General features: G+C 71.9%; 18 protein-coding genes and 1 pseudogene. 14 read left to right on the forward strand and 5 right to left on the reverse strand.

Features of this window, described 5'->3' with window-relative positions; all coding sequences use genetic code 11:
- Window positions 1–63 precede the first annotated feature (63 nt).
- Window positions 64–1503 carry a protein kinase gene (locus AB0E90_RS45430; protein ID WP_360418791.1) on the forward strand — a complete coding sequence of 480 codons (1440 nt, stop codon included), beginning with the start codon at window positions 64–66 and terminating at the stop codon, window positions 1501–1503.
- Window positions 1504–1538: 35 nt separating this feature from the next.
- Window positions 1539–2285, forward strand: coding sequence for a 16S rRNA (uracil(1498)-N(3))-methyltransferase (locus AB0E90_RS45435; protein ID WP_360418793.1), 747 nt, complete (start codon window positions 1539–1541; stop codon window positions 2283–2285).
- Between the two features lie 19 nt (window positions 2286–2304).
- On the opposite strand, the gene AB0E90_RS45440 is transcribed toward AB0E90_RS45435, so the two are convergent.
- Together AB0E90_RS45440 and AB0E90_RS45445 are read right to left on the reverse strand one after the other, a co-directional pair.
- Window positions 2305–3141, reverse strand: a complete 837-nt coding sequence (locus AB0E90_RS45440) for a hypothetical protein (RefSeq protein WP_360418794.1) — start codon at window positions 3139–3141, stop codon at window positions 2305–2307.
- A 2-nt stretch (window positions 3142–3143) separates the two neighbouring features.
- On the reverse strand, window positions 3144–3551 hold the full coding sequence (locus tag AB0E90_RS45445) for an S-adenosylmethionine decarboxylase (RefSeq protein ID WP_360418795.1): 408 nt from the start codon (window positions 3549–3551) through the stop codon (window positions 3144–3146).
- A 147-nt stretch (window positions 3552–3698) separates the two neighbouring features.
- On the opposite strand from AB0E90_RS45445, the gene AB0E90_RS45450 reads away from it, so the two are divergent.
- The 5 genes and pseudogenes from AB0E90_RS45450 (at window position 3699) to AB0E90_RS45470 (ending at window position 9810) form a co-directional block, all read left to right on the forward strand.
- The gene (locus AB0E90_RS45450) at window positions 3699–4739 is read left to right on the forward strand and encodes an iron chelate uptake ABC transporter family permease subunit (protein WP_360418797.1); all 1041 of its coding nucleotides are present in this window, start codon (window positions 3699–3701) and stop codon (window positions 4737–4739) included.
- A complete protein-coding gene (locus tag AB0E90_RS45455; protein WP_360418799.1) occupies window positions 4736–5770 on the forward strand; it encodes an iron chelate uptake ABC transporter family permease subunit in 1035 nt (344 codons plus the stop codon). The genes AB0E90_RS45450 and AB0E90_RS45455 overlap by 4 nt, the downstream gene beginning before the upstream one ends.
- A 77-nt stretch (window positions 5771–5847) precedes the next feature.
- Window positions 5848–6330 (forward strand): annotated as a pseudogene (locus tag AB0E90_RS45460) (ABC transporter ATP-binding protein); the annotation flags it as partial.
- Window positions 6327–7850 carry an ABC transporter ATP-binding protein gene (locus tag AB0E90_RS45465; RefSeq protein WP_360418801.1) on the forward strand — a complete coding sequence of 508 codons (1524 nt, stop codon included), beginning with the start codon at window positions 6327–6329 and terminating at the stop codon, window positions 7848–7850. The pseudogene AB0E90_RS45460 and the gene AB0E90_RS45465, both read left to right, overlap by 4 nt.
- Before the next feature lie 235 nt (window positions 7851–8085).
- A complete protein-coding gene (locus tag AB0E90_RS45470) occupies window positions 8086–9810 on the forward strand; it encodes an ABC transporter ATP-binding protein (RefSeq protein WP_360418803.1) in 1725 nt (574 codons plus the stop codon).
- A gap of 4 nt (window positions 9811–9814) precedes the next feature.
- Here the strand turns inward: AB0E90_RS45470 and AB0E90_RS45475 are convergent, their stop codons facing one another.
- Together AB0E90_RS45475 and AB0E90_RS45480 are read right to left on the reverse strand one after the other, a co-directional pair.
- On the reverse strand, window positions 9815–10810 hold the full coding sequence (locus tag AB0E90_RS45475; RefSeq protein WP_360418805.1) for an ABC transporter substrate-binding protein: 996 nt from the start codon (window positions 10808–10810) through the stop codon (window positions 9815–9817).
- A gap of 60 nt (window positions 10811–10870) precedes the next feature.
- The gene (locus AB0E90_RS45480; protein WP_360418807.1) at window positions 10871–13258 is read right to left on the reverse strand and encodes a glycoside hydrolase family 3 C-terminal domain-containing protein; all 2388 of its coding nucleotides are present in this window, start codon (window positions 13256–13258) and stop codon (window positions 10871–10873) included.
- 23 nt (window positions 13259–13281) lie between these two features.
- Between AB0E90_RS45480 and AB0E90_RS45485 the strand changes: the two genes are divergently transcribed.
- The 6 genes from AB0E90_RS45485 to AB0E90_RS45510 all read left to right on the forward strand — a co-directional run bounded on the left by AB0E90_RS45485 (window position 13282) and on the right by AB0E90_RS45510 (window position 18497).
- Window positions 13282–13635 carry a histidine triad nucleotide-binding protein gene (locus tag AB0E90_RS45485; RefSeq protein ID WP_360418810.1) on the forward strand — a complete coding sequence of 118 codons (354 nt, stop codon included), beginning with the start codon at window positions 13282–13284 and terminating at the stop codon, window positions 13633–13635.
- Window positions 13632–15008, forward strand: coding sequence for a serine hydrolase domain-containing protein (locus AB0E90_RS45490; RefSeq protein ID WP_360418812.1), 1377 nt, complete (start codon window positions 13632–13634; stop codon window positions 15006–15008). Before AB0E90_RS45485 ends, AB0E90_RS45490 begins: the two co-directional genes overlap by 4 nt.
- Before the next feature lie 148 nt (window positions 15009–15156).
- Entirely contained in the window at window positions 15157–16233 is a 1077-nt protein-coding gene (locus tag AB0E90_RS45495) for a PhoH family protein (protein WP_360418814.1), read from the forward strand.
- Between the two features lie 23 nt (window positions 16234–16256).
- A complete protein-coding gene (ybeY, locus tag AB0E90_RS45500; protein ID WP_203733969.1) occupies window positions 16257–16727 on the forward strand; it encodes an rRNA maturation RNase YbeY in 471 nt (156 codons plus the stop codon).
- 5 nt (window positions 16728–16732) lie between these two features.
- Window positions 16733–18121 carry a hemolysin family protein gene (locus tag AB0E90_RS45505; RefSeq protein WP_360418817.1) on the forward strand — a complete coding sequence of 463 codons (1389 nt, stop codon included), beginning with the start codon at window positions 16733–16735 and terminating at the stop codon, window positions 18119–18121.
- Window positions 18114–18497: a cytidine deaminase gene (locus AB0E90_RS45510; protein ID WP_360418819.1), complete on the forward strand. Its 384-nt coding sequence runs from the start codon at window positions 18114–18116 to the stop codon at window positions 18495–18497. Before AB0E90_RS45505 ends, AB0E90_RS45510 begins: the two co-directional genes overlap by 8 nt.
- Here AB0E90_RS45510 and AB0E90_RS45515 read toward each other — a convergent pair.
- Window positions 18449–18961: a hypothetical protein gene (locus tag AB0E90_RS45515; protein WP_360418821.1), complete on the reverse strand. Its 513-nt coding sequence runs from the start codon at window positions 18959–18961 to the stop codon at window positions 18449–18451. The genes AB0E90_RS45510 and AB0E90_RS45515 overlap by 49 nt on opposite strands.
- Window positions 18962–19072: 111 nt before the next feature.
- Between AB0E90_RS45515 and era the strand changes: the two genes are divergently transcribed.
- Window positions 19073–19993 carry a GTPase Era gene (gene era / locus AB0E90_RS45520; RefSeq protein WP_360418823.1) on the forward strand — a complete coding sequence of 307 codons (921 nt, stop codon included), beginning with the start codon at window positions 19073–19075 and terminating at the stop codon, window positions 19991–19993.
- Window positions 19994–20044 lie beyond the last annotated feature (51 nt).

A 20044-nucleotide genomic window follows, 5' to 3' on the forward strand; every position in this document is an offset into this window, starting at 1 on the left:
GATGCGTCCATGCGTTACCGTCCGGGTGGCGGGTGACAGTCGTGGATGTTCGGGGTGGCTTGCATGGTGACGGTGGGGCAACTCGTCGCCGGGCGTTACCGGGTGCTGCACCCGATCGGCGAAGGCGGGATGAGCCGCGTCTTTCTCGCTCATGACGAGGCCGACGACGCGCCGGTGGCGATCAAGAGGTGCACGCTGCCGGACGGGCTGACCCCCGACGAGCAGGACGTGTTCCGGGTCTGGACCGCTCGCGAGGCCCGCTCGTTCGCCCTGGTCGACCACCCCAACGTGGTCCGGCCGCTGGACGTGCTGCACGACGACGAGGCGCCCTGGATCGTGATGGAGTTCGTGCCGTCCCGGTCGCTGCAGCAGGTGCTCGACGAGTCCGGCCCGCTGCCGCCGGCCCGGGTCGCCGGCATCGGCCTGGCCGTCCTCGAAGGACTGCTCGCGGTGCGCCGGGCCGGCCTGCTCCACCTGGACGTGAAGCCGTCCAACGTGCTGATCGCCGACGACGGCCGGGTGATGCTCAGCGACTTCGGCCCGGCGGTCAGCGCCGAGGGGGTGCGGGCCCTGGCCGGCGCCGGCATCGTCCTCGGCTCGCCGAAATACCTCGCGCCCGAGCGGCTGCTCGACGGGATCGCGCTGCCCGAGTCCGACCTGTGGTCGCTGGGCGCCACCCTCTATCACGCGGTGGAGGGCCGGCCGCCGTTCGTGCGGCCGACCACCGTGGAGACGCTGCGCGCGGTGGCCGAGGAGACCCCCGAGCCGCCGACGCAGGCCGGGCCGCTCACCGAGGTGATCGTGGCCCTGCTGCGCCGCAACCCGGCCAACCGGCCCGAGCCGCCCATGGTCGAGTACGCGTTGCGCGCGGTCACCGGCCAGCCGGCCGACCGCCCGGCGCTGCCACCGGCCAAGGCCCCGGGTCAGCCCGCCGGCCGCCCGGGGCGCCGCCGGGTCGCGGTGGCGGCCACCCTGGTCGGCGTGCTGGTCGCGCTGATCGCCGTGGTCGCGCTGGTCCGGCCGGACAACGGGTCAGGGACCCCGGCGGCGGCGAGCCTGCCGTCCGCGCCGAGCGACTACTACTGGTACACCTCGCCGGGCGGTTCCCGGGTGATGCTGCCGCTGGAGCTGCCGGCGTCGGGAAACGCGGCCGGCGACGTGTCGGCCGGTGGCACGGACGACCGGCCCCGCCTCGAGATCAACATCGCGGGCGGGCCGCAGGGGAGCGTCCTCGAGACGCTGACCAGTGACGAGACCACGCGCAGCGGAGGGGGCGGCTACCGGCGGCTGCGGATCGAGGACACCCTCGACGGTGGCGCCGAGTGGGAATACCTCTACACACCGGGCGGCTTCGGCAGCAGCCTGCACGGCATCCAGCGGGTGGTCGTGGCGGACGGGCGGCTGTACCGGTTCACCTGGGAGACGACGGCCCGCACCTGGCCGTCCGAGGTGTTCCGCTTCCGCACGATCGTGCAGAGCTTCCAGCCGCCACCAGGGAGCTGACGCCGCCGCCGGGTAGCTGGCGATATGGTCCCGGGGTGTCCGCACCTCTGTTCCTGGTCGACGACCTGCCTGCCGGTTCCGCCTTCACCCTCGACGGGCCGGAGGGGCATCACGCCGCCACCGTGCAGCGGTTGCGGGCCGGTGAGGTGCTGATCCTCGCCGACGGGCGGGGCGGCAGCGCGACCGCCGAGGTCACCGCGGTCGGCCGGGGCAGCGTCGAGGTGACGATCACCGGGCGGGAACAGGTGCCCGCGCCCGATCCGCGGCTCGTGGTGGTGCAGGGGATCGCCAAGGGCGACCGGGGCGAGCTGGCCGTGCAGGCGATGACCGAGATCGGGGTGGACGAGATCCTGCCCTGGGCGGCGTCCCGGTCGGTGGCGCAGTGGCGGGGCGACCGCGGTTTCAAGGCCCGCGACAAGTGGGCGTCGACCGCGCGGGAGGCCGCCAAACAGGCCCGGCGATCCTGGCTGCCGCTGGTCGGCGGCGATCCGGACTGCTCGACCAAGCAGGTGGCGGCCCGGCTGGCCGGAGCGGCGGCCGCGTTCGTGCTGCACGAGGAGGCGACCGAGCGGCTGGCCGCGGCGCCGCTGCCGGCGGGGGAGATCGGGCCGGGGGAGATTGTGCTGGTGGTGGGCCCGGAGGGCGGCATCAGCGATGCGGAACGGGCGGTGTTCCAGGAGGCCGGCGCGACCGCGGTGCGGCTGGGCCGCGAGGTGTTGCGTACCTCGACCGCCGGGGTTGCCGCCTTGGCGGTGTTGTCCGCCCGGCTGAACCGCTGGTGATCAGCTGAACCGCTGGTGATCAGCGTCGGCGCATCAGCTGGCGGCGGTCCAGGCCGGGCAGCGTGATGTGCTCGTCGAGGCCGTCGCCGGTGGCGATCTGGCCGGCGACGCGGGCCGCGATGCGGCGGGTGAGCAGCCGGCGCACGCCACGGCCGCGGATCTCGCCGTCGAAGTCGCCGGTGATCCGGCCCAGGCGTTCGGCCTGCCGGGTGATCGACGGGATGAGCTCGGCGAACGGCACGTAGAGCGCCTCGGTCGCGGGGGAGCCGAGGTAATCGAACGGCTCGGAACCGGCCATCGGCGTGAAATGCACACCGATCAGCTTCAGGTTGCGGTGCGCGCGGTGGTCCAGCATGGCGACGATATGACGTACGCCGGCCAGCCGTCCCGCATTGAGGAAGGTGCGGTAGAGCAGCGAGCTGACCGCCAGGCCGGACCGGCCGCCGCGGTAGGCGGGCAGCACGGCGAGCGTGGCGAAGTCCCAGATCCGGCCGTTGGCCAGGTTGTAGAGGTCGACGATCGCGGACAGGGACACGTCGATGCACCGGGGCGCGTCGTCGAGGGTCTTGCCGCCGCCGTCGATGACCCGGGCCGCGCCGGCCGGCATCCCGGTGCGGCGGTCGAGCACGATGAAGAACAGGCTGTCGTCCTCGTAGCGCCGGTACTCGGCGGCCATCTGGCCGGCGTCGTTGCCGAACGAGCTCTCGAAGACCTGCCGCTCGAGGTCGCGGGCCACGTCGGCCATCGGGGAGGCGGCGCCGACCGCGAGGGCGACGAAGCGGGCGGGCGAGTGGTGCACGGCCAGGGCGGCGGCGGTGCGCTGCCGGACGACGGTCTCGGCGAGGTCGTACGACACGGTCAGAACCCCTTCGCCACGATCTCGGTGGTCCGGAAGTACTGCTCGGTGAACTCGACGACCTTGGCCGGGTCGAACGCCTTGCAGGTGTAGATGTCGACGCTGAAGAACGAGAGCGGGCGCTCCCAGGAGTAGAAGTGCGCGCCCGAGGTCTCCCAGTGGATCCAGCCGGCCCAGCCGTACAGGTCGCTGACGTGGGTCACCGGCTCGATGATCGTGATCATGTCGGTCACGATCGAGAGCTTCGACAGATAGTCCTTGATGTGCTCGTCGGTGATCACGAACGTCGGGTAGCCCTCGACGACCAGTCGCTGCCGGGTGATCATCGGCGCCAGGTCACGGTACGCGGCGCCGTCGGCAGCGACGGTGTCGTTACGGAGAGTGGTGACGTTCGGGAGCGTGAGCGACATTTGAACTGTCCCTACCAGGCGTATCGGGTGAATCGGACTCATCCGACTTTAGCCAAAAACTACACAGAGTCAATGCGGTCGACATTACAGAGAGTTAGACCACATGCAGATCGGGGCGCGTGGGGTTGGTTAGGCTAGCCTTCCGTCATGGTCTCGACGCGCACCGCGAGCGATGCGCGTCCGGCGCCCGCCCGCCCGCTCAGACGCGGCGCGATCCTCCTGCTCTGGCTCGTCGTCCTGGCCGCCGTGTGCGTGCTGAGCGTCGCCGTCGGCGCCCGCTCGATCGGCCCGGCGACGGTCTGGGACGCCCTCATGCATCACGGGGCCGGCGACGACCAGACCGTCGTGCGCGATCTGCGGGTGCCACGGACAGTTCTCGGCATCCTCGCCGGTGTCGCTTTCGGACTGTCCGGCGCGATCATCCAGGCGGTCACCCGCAACCCGCTCGCCGACACCCAGATCCTCGGCGTCAACGCCGGCGCCGGGCTGTTCATGGTGTTCGCGGTCGGCTTCCTCGGCCGCACCGACATCGATCAGTACCTGTGGTTCGGCTTCGCCGGCGTCGCGTTCGCCCTGGTCCTGGTCTATCTGGTCGGCTCGGCCGGGCGCGGTGGCGCCACCCCGATCCGGCTCACCCTGGCTGGCATCGCGCTCGGCGCCGTCCTCGACGGCATCTCCGGCGGGATCCGGCTGATCCGCCCGCGCGCCTTCGACTACATGCGGTTCTGGGACGCCGGCACGATCTCCGGCCGGCCCCTCGACGTGGCCCGCACGATCCTGCCGTTCGTGCTGGCCGGCACGATCCTGGCGCTGCTGGTGGCCCGCTCGCTCAACGCCGTCTCGCTCGGCGACGACCTGGCCCGCACGCTTGGCGCGAACATCGGCCGCACCCGGCTGCTTGCGGTGGCGGCGGTGATGCTGCTGACCGGCGCGGCCACCGCCGCGACCGGGCCGATCGGCTTCCTCGGGCTGATGGTCCCGCACGTGGTGCGCGGCTTCGCCGGGCCGGACCAGCGCTGGATCTTCGGCTACACGGTGGTCTGCGGCCCGGTGCTGCTGCTCGCCGCGGACATCGTCGGCCGGGTGGTGATCCGTCCCGGTGAGCTCCCGGTCGGCATCGTGACCGCGTTCGTCGGCGCCCCGGTCTTGATCTGGTGGATCCGCCGCGCCAAGGTCGGTACTCGATGAGTCTCGACTTCGGCCGCCGCACGATCGTGCTGCGCCCGGTCACCCGGCTTCCGCTGCGACCACTGGTCGTCTGCGGTGTCCTGGTGCTGGCCGCGCTGGCCGTCGCCGTGCTCGCGCTCGGCACCGGCGAGGTCGGCATGGCGCCGGCCGGCGTCCTGCGGGCCCTGGCCGGTTCCGGGTCCGGCGCCGACCACCTGGTGGTGGTCGAGTGGCGGCTGCCGCGGGTGCTGCTGGCGCTCATCCTCGGCGCGGCGCTCGGCCTCGCCGGGGCGATCTTCCAGGCGCTCACCCGCAACCCGCTGGGCAGCCCCGACGTGATCGGGTTCAACACCGGCGCGCTCACCGGGGTGCTGATCACCACCCTGACCGTCGGGGCCGGCTACTACGTCACCGCGGCCGGCGCCCTCGCCGGCGGGCTGCTCACCGCGGCCGCCGTCTACCTGTTCGCCTTCCGGCGCGGCGTACAGGGCTTCCGGCTGATCATCGTGGGGATCGCGGTCAGCGCCGTGCTCACCTCGGCCAACGAATGGCTCATCATCAAGGCCGATCTCCAGGTGGCGCTGGCCGCCTCGATCTGGGGCCAGGGCACCCTCAACAACGCGGCCTGGCGTGGTGTCGGGCCGGCCGCGACCGTGCTCGGCGTCCTCGCGGTGGCGCTGCTGGCGATGGGACCGCGGCTGTCGCTGCTGGAGATGGGGGAGGACGCGGCGGCGGCCCTCGGCGTACGCGTCGAGCGCACTCGTCTCGCGTACCTCGTCATCGGGGTTGCCCTGACCGCCGCGGTGACCGCGGCGGCCGGGCCGATCTCCTTCGTGGCTCTGTCCGCCCCGCAGCTCGCGCAGCGGCTGACCCGCACGCCCGGGATCGCGCTGGGACCGGCCGCCGCGATGGGCGCGTTGCTGCTGATCGTCAGCGACTGGCTCGCCCAGCACGCGTTCGCACCCACCCAGCTGCCGGTCGGCGTGGTGACCGTGGCCGTGGGCGGGATCTATTTCGTCTGGCTGCTGCTCAGACAGGGGAGGAAGCAGTGAGTCTCGCGGCGCGCGACATCACCGTCGGGTACGACCGGAAGATCATCAGCGCGGACCTGAGTCTCGAGGTGCCCGACGGCCGGTTCCCGCACCAGAGCCTGATCCGGCAGTGGACCGCAGCGGACGAGGCGGCGGTGGTGTCCGCGATGGCCGCGACCGGCGTCACCGGCCTCTCCGGCGAACTGGTCGACACGCTCTCCGGCGGGCAGCGACAGCGGGTCTGGGTGGCCATGGTGCTCGCCCAGCAGACCTCGATCGTGCTGCTCGACGAGCCGACCACGTTCCTCGACATCGCCCACCAGATCGAGCTGCTGGAACTGTGCGTGCGGCTCAACGCCGAGCAGGGCACCACGCTGGTCGCCGTGCTGCACGACCTCAACCAGGCGGCCCGCTACGCCGACCACCTCGTGGTGATGAAGGACGGCCGGATCGTCGCGCAGGGCGACCCCGGCGAGGTGATCACCGCCGACCTGATCGCGGACGTCTTCGGCCTGCCCTGCGTGATCATCACCGATCCGGTGGCCGGCACACCGCTGGTGATCCCCGGGCAACTGGCATGAGCGTGCTGTGGCGGGCGATCACCCGCAACCGCTGGCGGCTGCTCGCCGGGAGCCTGCTGATCGCGCTGCACCAGGCGTGCGAGGCGTTCGTGCCGATCATCATCGGCGAGACCGTGGACCTGGCCGTCGCGACCGGCTCGCTGACCAAGCTGATCACCTGGGTGGGGCTGCTCTGCCTGCTGTTCCTGCTGCTCACCACCGCTTACCGCAACGGCGCCCGGCAGCTGATGCGGGCGCTGGCCGACGAGTCGCACGCGCTGCGCCTCGAGGTGGCGGCCAAGGTGCTCGACCCGCGGGCCGAGGTGCGCACCGGCGACGTGCTCACCATCTCGACGACCGACGCCGACCACGCCTCCTACCTGCTCGACTACGTGCCACGGATCGTCGGCGCGCTGGTCGCGACGGCGGTCAGCGCGGTCGGGCTCTGCCTCATCTCGGTACCCCTCGGTCTCGTGGTCCTGCTCGGCACCCCGCTGGTGCTGATCGCCCTGCATCGCGCCGCGCCCGGCATCACCCGGCGCGTCGCCACCCGGCAGGAGGTCGCCGGGCGTGCCTCGTCGCTCGCCACCGACCTGGTCACCGGCCTGCGCCCGCTACGCGGGATCGGCGCGCAGGAGGCCGCCGACGCCCGCTACCGCGAGGTCAGCCGCGAATCGCTGGACGCCACCCTGCTGGCCGCCCGCACCCAGGGCATCTTCCAGGCCGCCTCGACCGCCATCAGCACCCTGCTGGCCTGCGGCATCGCCATCCTGGCCGGCTGGTTCGCGCTGACCGGGCGGATCAGCCCGGGGGAGCTGGTCACGGTGATCGGGCTGGCCGCGTTCCTGAGCGAGCCGTTCGGCGCGCTGTCGGCCGCGCCCGGCTGGATCGCTACCGCCCGGGCCTCCGCCGACCGGATCGCCGACATGCTCGGCACCTCGCCGGTGTCGGCGCCGGTCGGTGACCCGCCGGTCCGGCCGGCCACCGGGGAGTGCCTGGGCGTGGTCGCCGAGACCGACGCCGCCGACATCGTCGCCCGTTACGACGACGGCTCGCCCGACGTGCTGGTCGCGCCGCACCACCCGGAGCTGTTCTCGGGCACGATCCGGGAGAACATCGTGCTGTCCGCCGGCGGCGAGCTCGGCGCGGTGCTGCGCGCCTCGGCCGCCGACGACGTGGTCGGCGCCCACCCCGACGGGCTCGACCATCCGATCGCCGAGCGCGGCTCGGCCCTCTCCGGCGGGCAGCGGCAACGCGTCGCCCTGGCCCGGGCCCTGCTCGCCCAGCCGAAGCTGCTGGTGCTGCACGACCCGACCACCGCGGTCGACGCGGTCACCGAGCACGCCATCGCCCGCGGCATCCGCGACCTGCGGCACGGCCCCGGCTCCGAGCTCGGCACGCTGATCGTCACGACCAGCCCGGCCCTGCTCGCGGTCACCGACCGGGTGGTGATGCTGCGCGACGGCGCGATCGTCGCCACCGGCACCCACGCGTCGCTCGCCGCGGCCGACCCGGCCTACCGTGCGGCGGTGTTGCGGTGAGCGCGAGGAGTGAGCCGGTTTTGCGAGCCCCGCAGTCGCGAACGAAAGGCGGCTCTGTGAGCGCGAGGAGTGAGCCGGTTTTGCGAGCCCCGCAGTCGCGAACGAAAGGCGGCTCGGTGAGCGCGAGGAGTGAGCCGGTTTTGCGAGCCCCGCAGTCGCGAACGAAAGGCGGCTCGGTGAGCGCGAGGAGTGAGCTGGTTTTGCGAGCCCCGCAGCGTGAACGAAAGGCGGCGCAGTGAGCGCCTTACCGATCGCCACCCCCAAGCAGACGAGTGGGTGGCTGCTCGCCGAGCTGCGCGGGCGTCGCCTCGAACTGGCTGTCACCGGCGCCGCGGGGCTCATCGCCGCCGCCGCGTCGGTGGTTCCGGTGACCGCGCTGGGCCGCCTCGTCGACCTCGTCCGGGACGGCGCGGCGCCGTCGGCGCTGCTGCCCATCGCCCTGGTCGTGGTGGTGGCCGCGGTCATCGGCGGGATCGCCACCGGCGCCACCACCACCCTGGTCAGCCGGCTCGGCGAACGCATGCTGGCGGCGCTGCGTGAACAGACCGTCGGCGTCGCGCTGCGCCTGCCGGCCACCGTGCTCGACCGGGCCGGCCGCGGCGACCTGCTGTCCCGGGTCGGCGCCGACGTCGCCGCGATCGGCACGGCCGCGGCCGAGGTGCTGCCCACGGTCATCTCGGCGGTCCTGCTCGCGGCGCTCAGCGTCACCGCCATGTTCGGCCTGGACTGGCGGCTCGGCCTGGCCGGCCTGGCGTCGCTGCCGCTCTATCTGGCGGCGCTGCGGTGGTACCTGCCGCGGTCGGCGCCGGTCTACGCCCGGGAGCGGACCGCGATCGCCGACCGGTCCCAGTTGTTGATGGAAAGCCTTCAGGGGGTACGCACTGTCCATGCGTACCGCCTCGAACAGCGGCACCTCACCGGCATCGACGGCGCCTCGGCGCGCGCCCGGGATCTCTCGATCGGCGTGTTCACCCTGTTCACCCGCTTCGTCGGCCGGATCAACCGGGCCGAGCTGGTCGGCCTCGCGACGATCCTGGTGGCCGGCTTCTGGTTCGTGCGGTCCGGCTGGGTCACGGTCGGCGAGACCGCGGCCACGGCCGTGCTGTTCCACCGCCTCTTCAACCCGGTCGGCATGATCCTGTTCACCTTCGACGAGATCCAGGAGGCCGGCGCCGGGCTGGCCCGGCTGGTCGGCGTGGGCACGCTGCCGGTGGCCCCGGCCGGCACCGTCCGCCTGGACAAGGCCGACCTGACGCTGAGCAACGTGCGCTTCGCCTACGACGAGCGGGTGCCGGTGCTGCGCGACATCAATCTGCGGGTCGCGCCGGGCGAGCGGGTCGCGCTGGTCGGCTCCACCGGCGCCGGGAAAACCACGGTGGCCTCCATCGCGGCGGGCATCCTCCGGCCCCGATGTGGTACGGCGTCAGCCGGCGGAACCCCGGTCGACGAGCTGGCCCCGGGCATCGTGGCGATCATCAGTCAGGAGACGCACGTGTTCGCCGGCCCGCTGATCGAGGATCTGCGGCTGGCCCGTCCGCACGCCCCGGCCGAGCTGGTCCGCTCGGCGCTGGCGACGGTCGGCGCGCTGGTGTGGGCGTCGGCCCTGCCGGACGGTCTGCACACGCCGGTGGGGGAGGGCGGCCACCCGCTGACCGCCGCCCAGTGCCAGCAGCTCGCGCTGGCCCGGCTGGTGCTGCTCGACCCGGCGGTGGCCATCCTGGACGAGGCCACCGCCGAGGCCGGCAGCGCGGGCGCGCGGGCCCTGGAGGAGTCGGCGCTGGCCGCCACCCGGGGCCGCACCACGCTGCTGGTGGCGCACCGGCTGACCCAGGCCGCCTCCGCGGACCGCATCGTGGTGCTGGAACACGGCGCGGTCCTGGAGGAGGGCACCCACGACGAGCTGGTCGCCGCGGGCGGGCGGTATGCCGAGCTGTGGCAGGCCTGGCAGTCCCGCTCCTAGTTTTCTAGAGCTCGTTCACCTTGGTCGCCGGGTCGCCGTCGGTCGCGTTCTTCAGCTCGGGCAGGAGCTTGTCCAGCGCGTACAGCAGGGCGTCCGGGCCGGTGTAGGAGAGCGCGCCGGACAGCGGGGTGTCGAACGACGTGTAGAGCGTGCGGTCCTCGCCGACCACCTTGAGCTTGCTGAACACCGGCGACTTGAGCATGTCGGCCCGGGTGGCGCCGTTGACGAACAGCACGTCCTTGTCGGCCAGGTCGAGCCGCTCCTCGCTGACGTCCTCGCCCTGCTCCTGGGTGGCGAAGCCGAGCGCGTCGAACAGCGACCGCCGCGGGTCCTTCGCCGGAACCAGCCAGTGCTGGCCCTTCTCCGGGCCGTAGTCCTCGACCAGCACCTTGCCGGCGAACTGCGGGTTCGCCGCCTTGGCCGCGGCCACCTCGGCGTTGACCTTCTCGACCAGGGCCTGTGCCTCCGCCTGCTTACCGAGCGCCTTGCCGGTGGTCAGCGTCTGCACGTCCCACGGCGTCTCCTCGTCCTTGAAGTCAGCGGACTGGACGACGGTCGGGGCGATCGCGGAGAGCTTGTCGTACGTCTCCTTGGTGATCGTCTCGTAGATGGCCAGGATCAGGTCCGGCTGCTGCTTGACGATCGCCTCGAAGTTGATCTCGGCGGAGAAGGTGGGCAGCGACTTCCCACCCAACTTCGAGGACACCCAGGGGTACGCCGGGTATTCGGTGAACCATTCCCGGGTGCTGACCGGCACCTCGCCGAGGGACAGCACGAAGTCCTGGTCGTTCCAGCCGACCGTGACGATCCGCTCCGGCTTCGCCTTGATCGTGGTCGAGCCGAACTTGTGCGCGATGGAGACCGGGAAGCCGATCGCCGCCGACCCGGACGCGGCCGGCGCGGCGGCGTCCGGGTCGTTGCCGCCACCGCACGCGGCCAGGGCGCCGATGAGCGCCACGGCCGCGGCGGTGGCAAGCACACGCTTGACGGACAGTTGCATAGCAGAGAGCTCCTCACCCGTTGGTGAGGTAAGGCTAACCTTTGCTGCTCCCCGGGAAGATCACGAGATCGTCACCGTCGACTCCAGACGCTCCTCGTCGAGGGCGTGCGCGGCGATCACCCGATAGTCGCCGGCCACTGTCTTCCAGCCCTCGTCCCAGATCTGGAACGTGCGCGGGGGCAGCGGGATCCGGACCGTCACGGTCTCCTCGGGGTGCGCCTCGACGTTCGCAAAACCGGCGAGCCAGCGCCCGGGACGCTGCTCGTCGTGGGCGGCCGGGGCGACGTACACCTGCACCACCTCGCGGCCGGAGCGCGCGCCCGCGTTCGTGAGGGTGACCACCGCCTCGGTCGCGTTGACCGTCATCTCCTCGTAGTGCCAGGTGGTGTAGCCGAGGCCGGAGCCGAACGCGTAGAGCGGCGTGGCCCGGTTGCGCAGCCAGCCGCGGTAGCCGACGAACACGCCTTCGTCGTAGGAGACGACGCCGTCCTTCGGGGCGATCGTCAGGACCGGGCAGTCCTTCTCACGCCGGGGCCACGTCGTCGGGAGCCGGCCGCCCGGCTCGGTCACCCCGAGCAGCACGTCGGCCAGGGCCGCGCCGCCCTCCTGGCCGGGGAACCAGGTCAGCAGCGTCGCCGCCACTTCCTCGGCCCACGGCATCAGCACCGGCGAACCGGCGTTGACCACCACGATCGTGCGCGGATTGGCCGCGGCCACTCGGGAGACCAGCTCGTCCTGCCTGCCGGGCAGGGCGAGCGAGGCGCGGTCGAAGCCCTCCGACTCGACCTGCTCCGTGGTGCCGACCACGACCACGGCCACATCGGACTCGGCAGCCACCACGACCGCCTCGGCGATCAGGCCGTCCTCGTCCGGCGACGGCGGGCGGTGCCCCAGCGTCGTCGCGACCGAGTGGGCGTGGCCGGGGACGATGCTCTGCTCCAGCACGATCGTCACCGGTTTCCGGGCGGTGAGATAGGCGGTCACCCGCTGCTCGCGCGGGGAGAGCAGCAGGTCGGCGCGGCCGGTGCCGGGCGGGTGCAGCGAACCCTCGTACTTCAGTTCGCCGTCGATCGAGAGCCGGAACGTGCCGAAACCGGAGACCGCGAACGTGTGCTCGCCGGTCGTGTCCGGGGTGTAGGTGCTCTCCAGCCGCAGGCCGTCCACCGGCTCCATCGCCAGGCCGCCGGGCAGCGACCCGATCCAGCGCACCGCGGCCGGTTCCACCTCGAACTCGTGGTCGCCGATGGTCACCTGGGCCGGCTGGTGCAGGGCGGGCAGGAACGGGCGCGGGTCGGTGCCGACCGCGTACTCCAGGTCGACACCCGGCAGGGCCCGGCGCAACCCGTCGAGCGGGGAGATCGTGTGCGGCGGGGACACCTGGGCGCTGCCGCCGCCGAGCACCCGCGCGTCCATCGCCAGCGCGCCGATCACCGCGACCCGGGTCAGCGCGGCCGGTTCCAGGGGCAGCGTCCAGTTCTCGTTGCGGACCAGCACGAACGAGCGGGCTGCGACCTCGTGCGCGATTTTTTCCCCGTCCAACTCGTCGAACTCCGGCAGATGCGCATCGCCCCGCACTCCGACACTCAGCGCGCCGACCCGCAGGGCGAGAAGCAGCACCCGGCGTACCTTGTCGTCGATGATCTCTTCCGGCACCTCGCCGGTCTTGACCGCGGCGACCAGTTTGTCGCCCCACGGGTTCTCCAGCTGCGGCATCGCGATGTCCAGACCGCCCAGCGCCGCCCCGGTCGTCGACCGGGCCGCCCGCCAGTCCGACACCACGACGCCGTCGAAACCCCACTCGCGCTTGAGCACCTCGTCCTGCAGGCGCCCGTTGGCGGCCATCGGCGACCCGTTAACCCCGTTGTAGGCGCTCATCACGCCCCACCCGCCGGCCTCGACGACCCGCTCGAACGGCGCCAGATAGATCTCCCGCAAGGCCCGTTCACCGATCCGGACGTCCACCTCCATCCGGTCGGTCTCGAAGTCGTTGCCCACCAGGTGCTTCACCGTCGTGCCCACGCCGAGCTCCTGCACGCCCCGCACGAAACCCGCCGCGATCTCACCGCTGAGCAGCGGATCCTCCGAGTAGCACTCGAAGTGCCGGCCACCCAGCGGGGTGCGCTGCAGGTTGACCGTCGGGCCCAGCACCACGTGCACGCCCTTGCGCCGCGCCTCCTGGCCCAGCAGCCGGCCCGCCGTCTCGGCCAGCTCCGGATCCCAGGCCGCGGCCAGGGCGGTCGGGCTCGGCAACGCTACCGACGGGTCGTCCGGCGCCCACCCGGTCCCGCGGATCCCGATCGGCCCGTCCGACATCACCAGCGAGCGCAACCCGATCCGCTCGATCGCCGGCAGCGACCAGAAATCCTGGCCGGCCAGCAGCGAGACTTTCTCGGTCAGATCCAGCTGGGCCACGAGGTGGTCGACATCGGTGGTGGTTCGCTCACTCATACCCCCACCCTAAGATCGTCGGGGTGGACAACGACTGCCTGTTCTGCCGCATCGTGGCCGGTGAGATCCCCGCGACCGTGGTGCACGAGACCGAGACGACGCTCGCCTTCCGGGACATCGACCCCAAAGCGCCGGTGCACGTCCTGGTGATTCCCAAGGACCATCACCCGGACGTGGTCACCCTGGCGAACGACGATCCGGCCGCCGCGGCCGGCCTTCTTGCCGCGGCCGCCGCGGTGGCCGAGACCGAGGGCCTGCTCATGGACGGTTTCCGGTTGCTCTTCAACACCGGGGGGTACGCCGGGCAAGAGGTGTTCCACGTGCATGCTCACGTGCTCGGTGGGGAGCCGCTCGGCCCGATGCTGGCGCCCCGATGAGCGCCACCGCCCGTTACGAGCGCGCCGCCCGCCGGGCCCAGGCCACCGGCCGCGTCCCCGCCCTGTCGGTGGCGCTGCTGCGCGCCGACCGCGAGCCGTGGATCTTCACGGTCGGCGACTCCGGCGTCGCCGGGCACCCGCTCGGGCCGGACACCCGGTTCCGGATCGGCTCGGTCACCAAGACGTTCACCGCCGTGCTCGTCATGCAGGCCCGCGACCAGGGCCTTCTCGACCTCGACCAGCCCATCTCGGCGTACGTGGACGTGCCCGCACACGGCGACGCCACCATCCGGCGGCTGCTCTCGCACACCGCCGGATTCCAGCGTGAGCCGTTCGGCGACGTGTGGGACACACTCGTGTCGCCGGACGCGGCCGCGGTGCTGGCCGAGCTCGACCGGGCCGAGCGGGTGCTGCCCAACGGCCGTCGCTTCCACTACTCCAACCTCGGGTTCGCCGTGCTCGGCCAGCTCGTCGCCGGCCTGAACGGCACCACCTGGGAGCGGTTGCTCACCGAGAAGATCCTGGAGCCGCTCGGGCTGGCCGCCACCACCGTGCAGCCGCCCGCGCAGGCGGCCGTCGGTTACGTCGTCGACGCGTACTCCGACGCGGCCCGCCCCGAGCCGAACCTCGACGCCGCCGGGACCGGCCCGGCCGCGCAGCTGTGGAGCACCGCCACCGACATGGCCACCTGGGCGTCGTTCCTGGTGTCGCCGGAGACCATCGACCCCGACGGCAAGGTGCTCGCGGCCGCCACCGTCGACGAGATGCGCTGGCCGCACACCACCCGCGACCAGGACATCTGGGCCAGCGGGTTCGGTCTCGGGCTGATGCTCGCCCCGCAGGGCAAACGGGCCGTGCACATCGGCCACAACGGCGCCATGCCCGGCTTCCTCGCCGGAGTGCACGGCCGGCGCGGCGACGACGCCCCCGACGGGCTCGGCGTCGCGGTGCTCGGCTCGTCCGGCACCGCCGGCGAGATCAACGAACTCGTGCACGAGCTGCTGAAACTCGCCGTCGAGGCCGACCCGGCCGAGATCCGGCCGTGGCGGCCGGCCCCGCCTGCGCCCCGCGAGTACCGGTCGGCGCTCGGCATGTGGTGGAGCGAGGGCTCCCCGTTCGTGTTCTCCTGGCACGACGGCGCCCTGCAGTCCCGGATCGCCGAGACCGGCCCCGATGTGCCGCCGTCGATCTTCGCGCCGCTGCCGGACCAGCCGGACGTGCTGCGCACCGTCTCCGGCCGGGAGGCCGGCGAGCTGCTGCGCCTCACCCGGGACGCGAACGGGGCGGTCGAGCGGATGCACTGGGCGACCTACCGGTTCACCAGGCTGCAGGATGCCTTCGACGGGGGTTTCGCGTCGGACGGGCCGGAGTAGTCGCCACCGGTCGAATGCGGCCGAAATGGCATCGGCGATGGAGCGGCGTAGCGGATACGATGGCACTTCGTTACGCAGGCACACGCCGCCCCCGAACCGGAGCGACGCCAAGAATGAGAGCAGGTGGCGGAGGCCGTCAGGCCGCCCTATGACCGGTACGCCGAACCCTTCCAGCGCGGGCTCCAGCGGCGCGGCGCGGGTGCAGACCAAGATCTCGGTTTCCGACCCGAAGATCATGGTGAACCTGCTGGGTGCCAAGGATGAAATCCTGCGGCTCATCGAGCGAACTCTCGCGAGCGACGTCCATGTCCGCGGCAACGAGATCACCATCACCGGCGATCCCGCCGAGAACGCCATCGCCGAGCGCCTCTTCTCCGAGCTCATCGAGCTGATCGAGAAGGGCGAGACGCTCACCGTCGACGCCGTCCGGCGCACCGTCGGCATGCTCGAGGCCAACACCTCCGAGCGGCCGGCCGAGGTGCTGACCCTCAACATCCTGTCCCGGCGGGGCAAGACCATCCGCCCCAAGACACTCGGGCAGAAGCGCTACGTCGACGCCATCGACCAGAACACCATCGTCTTCGGCATCGGCCCCGCCGGTACCGGTAAGACGTACCTGGCGATGGCCAAGGCGGTGCAGGCGCTGACCGCCAAGCAGGTCAACCGGATCATCCTGACCCGGCCGGCGGTCGAGGCCGGCGAGCGGCTCGGTTTCCTGCCCGGCACCCTGAACGAGAAGATCGACCCTTATCTGCGCCCGCTCTACGACGCGCTGCACGACATGCTCGACCCCGAGACGATCCCGCGGCTGATGGCGGCGGGCACGATCGAGGTCGCCCCCCTGGCGTACATGCGTGGCCGCACCCTCAACGACGCCTTCATCATTCTCGACGAGGCACAGAACACCACGCCCGAGCAGATGAAGATGTTCCTGACCCGGCTCGGCTTCGGTGCCAAAATCGTTGTCACCGGTGACGTCACGCAGGTCGACCTGCCCGGCGGCACCAGCAGCGGGCTCAAGGTCGTGCGGGAGATCCTGCGAAACGTCGAGGACGTGCACTTCTCGGAGCTGTCCAGCGCCGACGTGGTCCGGCACCGGCTGGTCGCCGAGATCGTCGACGCGTACGAGAGGTACGACGCCGACCAAGAGCAGAGCGCCACCCAATCCGTCCACGCCGTGCCGGGCCGAGCCGCATCCGGCGGCCGCACCGGGCGTCGGCGTTAAGTCAAAGGGGTAAAAGACTCCACATGTCCATCGAGATCGCCAACGAGTCGGGAGTCGAGGTCGACACCGACGCGATCCTCGCGGTGGCCCGGTACGCACTCGACGAGATGGGCGTCAACCCACTCGCCGAGCTGTCGATCCTGCTGGTCGACATCGACTACATGGCCGAGCTGAACCACCGCTGGATGGGTGGTGACGGCCCCACCGACGTCCTCGCGTTCCCGATGGACGAGGGCAGCGTCGACCACGGTCCCGGCGAGGCCGGCACCGGCGAGCCGGCGCTGCTCGGCGACATCGTGCTCGCCCCCGAGGTGGCCGCGAAACAGGCCGCCGCGGCCGGGCACTCGGCCGCCGACGAGCTGCACCTGCTCACCGTGCACGGCGCGCTGCACCTGCTCGGCTACGACCATGCCGAGCCGGAGGAGGAGCGCGAGATGTTCTCCCTCCAGAACCGCCTGCTGCAAAGCTGGCGGTCCACCAGGCAGGCCGGCTGATCCCGGTGCCTGACCCTGCCCATACTTTCGCGGCCGCTGCCCAAGCCTCGGCCGGTCTGCCGGACCTGCAACTGATCATCCTGGCGGTCGTCCTGATCTTCCTGGCCGGTCTGGCCTCGATGGCGGACGCGGCGCTCGGCACCGTGTCGGCGGCCCGCGCCGCCGAGATGGCCCGCGAGGGTGAGCGTGGCGCCGCGGCGCTCGCCGCCGTCGCCAAGGACGTGGTGCGCCACCTCAACCTGCTGCTGTTGCTGCGGCTGATCTGCGAGCTCACCGCGACCACGCTGATCGCCCTGGTCGCGGTGGACAGCTGGGGCATCGGCTGGCGGGCGGCGCTGGTCACGGCGGGCGCGATGACGCTGGTCAGCTTCGTGGTGATCGGGGTCGCCCCGCGCACGGTCGGCCGCCAGCACGCGTACGCGGTGGGCCGCGCGGCCGCGCCGCTGATCCGCTGGCTCGGCAAGGTGCTCAACCCGCTCGCCTCGCTGCTGATCCTGATCGGTAACGCGGTGACCCCGGGCCGGGGTTTCCCGGAGGGCCCGTTCGGCAGCCAGGTCGAGCTGCGTGAGCTCGTCGACCTGGCCGAGCAGCGCGGCGTCGTCGAGCACGGCGAGCGCGAGATGATCCATTCGGTGTTCGCGCTGGGTGACACGATCGCCCGCGAGGTGATGGTGCCGCGCACCGAGATGGTCTGGATCGAGGCCGCCTCGAAAACCCTGCAGCAGGCGCTCTATCTGTTCCTGCGCTCCGGTTTCTCGCGGATCCCGGTGATCGGGGAGAGCGTCGACGACGTGCTCGGCGTGCTCTACCTGAAAGACGTGATCCGGCGCACCCAGTCCGGCGACCCGGCGGCGACGGCGCAGGCGGTGGCCGAGATGATGCGGCCCGCGACCTTCGTGCCGGAGTCGAAACCGGTCGACGACCTGCTGTCGGAGATGCAGGCGGCGCGCACCCACCTGGTGATCGTCGTCGACGAGTACGGCGGCACCGCCGGGCTGGTCACGATCGAGGACATCCTCGAGGAGATCGTCGGCGAGATCACCGACGAGTACGACGTCGAACGCCCGCCGATCGAGCACCTCGACGACGGCGCGGTGCGGGTGACCGCCCGCCTGCCGATCGAGGACCTCGGTGAGCTGTTCGGCGTGGAGTTGCCCGCCGACGAGGTGGAGACCGTGGGCGGCCTGCTCGCCCAGACCCTGGGCCGCGTGCCGATCCCCGGCGCGCAGGTCGACGTGGGCGGCCTGCACCTGATCGCCGAGGGCACGACGGGCCGGCGCAACCGGATCGACTCGGTGCTGGTGCGCCGGGCCGAACGGGCCGAGGCGCACGCCAATTACGATGATAAATCCGGCGAATCCGAGACCGAGGAAAGACAAACCGCAGATGCCTGACGGGACCATTGCCGGCTCTGCCGTGCCGACAGCCGGCAACGACGCGCTGAGCGCCGAGGACAACAAGTTGGTCACCCTGGCGCGGAGCGCACGCGCCCGGGTGGGCGCGGTCGAGGGCGCGGCGGTACGCGACCAGGACGGCCGCACCTACAACGGCGCCACGGTGTCGCTGCCGAGTCTGTCGGTGACCGCGCTGCAGCTGGCCGTCGCCCTGGCCGTGTCGTCGGGCGCCTCGTCGATCGAGGCGGCCGCGGTGGTGACCGAGGCGTCCGAGCTCGACGGCGCCGGTCACGCGGCCGTGCGTGACCTGGCCACCGGCGCGCCCATTCACGTGGCGGCGCCGGACGCGACTCTGCTCGGCACGGTCACCGAATGACCGAGCCGAATTCTCCCGGCGAGCGCCGCCTCACGGCCGGTGAGCGCAACGAGCAGCGCCGCCAGGAGCGACGGGCGGCCCGTCGCGAGGCCGAGGCCGCGGGCGGCGCCGGTGCGCGCGGCGGCCAGAAGTCCGGGGCTTCCGGGGGCGCCGGCACGCGCGGCGGCCAGAAGTCCGGGGCTTCCGGGGGCGCCGGCACGCGCGGCGGCCAGAAGTTCGGAGCTTCCGGGGGCGCCGGCACGCGCGGCGGCCAGAAGGCCGGGGCTTCCGGGGGCGCCGGAGCGCGCGGTGGCCAGAAGCCCGGGGCTTCCGGGGGCGCCGGAGCCCGGGGCGGCCAGAAGTTCGGAGCGCCCGGGAGCGGTGGCGCGCGGTTCGGCCAGGAGAGCGGCGGCCAGGAGAGCGGCGGCGGGCAGCGGAGCGGCGGCCCGAAGGCTGGGGCCGGGCAGGTTCGGGGGCGGGGTCAATCTGCTCGTTCTGCGGAACGGCCCGGATCGGCCGTAAAGGTCCCACCGCGTACATCTGAAAAACCGGAAGGGGCCGCCAAGCCGGACCCTCGACCGGTTTCCGCCCGGCGGGTGCACCGGCATGCCGAAGCGGCGCGCAGCGACGCGAGGGATGGAACCTATCGGGCCGGCTTCGCGTGTTTCGTAGGGAGACCCAACGCCGGCAAGAGCACGCTGACCAACGCGATCATCGGGCAGAAGATCGCGATCACCTCGAGCAAGCCGCAGACCACGCGGCACGTCATCCGCGGCATCCTGCATCTGGAGAACGCGCAGCTCGTGCTGGTCGACACGCCGGGGCTGCACCGGCCGCGCACCCTGCTGGGGGAGCGGCTCAACGACCTCGTGCGCGAGGTCTGGAGCGAGACCGACGTGATCGGCATCTGCTTCCCGGCCGACGAGCCGGTGGGGCGCGGTGACCGGTTCATCTCGGCGGAGATGGCCGAGCTCAAGGCGACCGTGATCGCGGTGGTGACCAAGGTCGACCTGGTGAGTCCGCAGCGGCTGGCCGCGCACCTGCTCGCGGTGAGCGAGCTGTACGCCTTCGCCGAGATCGTGCCGGTCAGCGCGGTGTCCGGGCACCAGGTGCAGACGCTGGTCGACATCATGGTCAAGCACCTGCCGGAGTCGCCGCAGCTGTACCCGGACGACGTGCTGACCGACGAGCCGGAGCAGGTGCTGATCGCCGAGCTGATCCGCGAGGCGGCCCTCGAGGGCGTCCGGGACGAGCTGCCGCACTCGATCGCCGTACTGGTCGAGGAAATGATGGTCGAGGGTGGTCTGACCAAGATCTACGCGGACCTGTACGTGGAGCGGGACAGCCAGAAATCGATCGTGATCGGTTCCCGCGGCACGCGTCTCAAGGAAGTTGGGAGCAAAGCCCGAGGTGAGATCGAGCAACTTCTGGGTACGAGGGTGTACCTAGATCTACATGTTCGTGTCGCCAAGGAGTGGCAGCGTGATCCCCGTCAATTACGCAAGCTGGGATTCTGATGTTACGGGTTATGGGATAATTCACGCTGGTTTGCAGGGACCCGTGGTGCT

The organism is Actinoplanes sp. NPDC026619, assembly GCF_040638295.1.
GTDB lineage: Bacteria > Actinomycetota > Actinomycetes > Mycobacteriales > Micromonosporaceae > Actinoplanes.

Excerpts from the sequence above, each read along its gene's own strand:
- AB0E90_RS45430 (WP_360418791.1), top strand. The coding sequence starts at position 64 with ATGGTGACGGTGGGGCAACTCGTCGCCGGGCGTTACCGGGTGCTGCAC.
- AB0E90_RS45445 (WP_360418795.1), bottom strand. The coding sequence starts at position 3,551 with ATGTCGCTCACGCTCCCGAACGTCACCACTCTCCGTAACGACACCGTC.
- AB0E90_RS45450 (WP_360418797.1), top strand. The coding sequence starts at position 3,699 with ATGGTCTCGACGCGCACCGCGAGCGATGCGCGTCCGGCGCCCGCCCGC.
- AB0E90_RS45455 (WP_360418799.1), top strand. The coding sequence starts at position 4,736 with ATGAGTCTCGACTTCGGCCGCCGCACGATCGTGCTGCGCCCGGTCACC.
- AB0E90_RS45465 (WP_360418801.1), top strand. The coding sequence starts at position 6,327 with ATGAGCGTGCTGTGGCGGGCGATCACCCGCAACCGCTGGCGGCTGCTC.
- AB0E90_RS45475 (WP_360418805.1), bottom strand. The coding sequence starts at position 10,810 with ATGCAACTGTCCGTCAAGCGTGTGCTTGCCACCGCCGCGGCCGTGGCG.
- AB0E90_RS45480 (WP_360418807.1), bottom strand. The coding sequence starts at position 13,258 with ATGAGTGAGCGAACCACCACCGATGTCGACCACCTCGTGGCCCAGCTG.
- AB0E90_RS45490 (WP_360418812.1), top strand. The coding sequence starts at position 13,632 with ATGAGCGCCACCGCCCGTTACGAGCGCGCCGCCCGCCGGGCCCAGGCC.
- AB0E90_RS45495 (WP_360418814.1), top strand. The coding sequence starts at position 15,157 with ATGACCGGTACGCCGAACCCTTCCAGCGCGGGCTCCAGCGGCGCGGCG.
- ybeY (WP_203733969.1), top strand. The coding sequence starts at position 16,257 with ATGTCCATCGAGATCGCCAACGAGTCGGGAGTCGAGGTCGACACCGAC.
- AB0E90_RS45510 (WP_360418819.1), top strand. The coding sequence starts at position 18,114 with ATGCCTGACGGGACCATTGCCGGCTCTGCCGTGCCGACAGCCGGCAAC.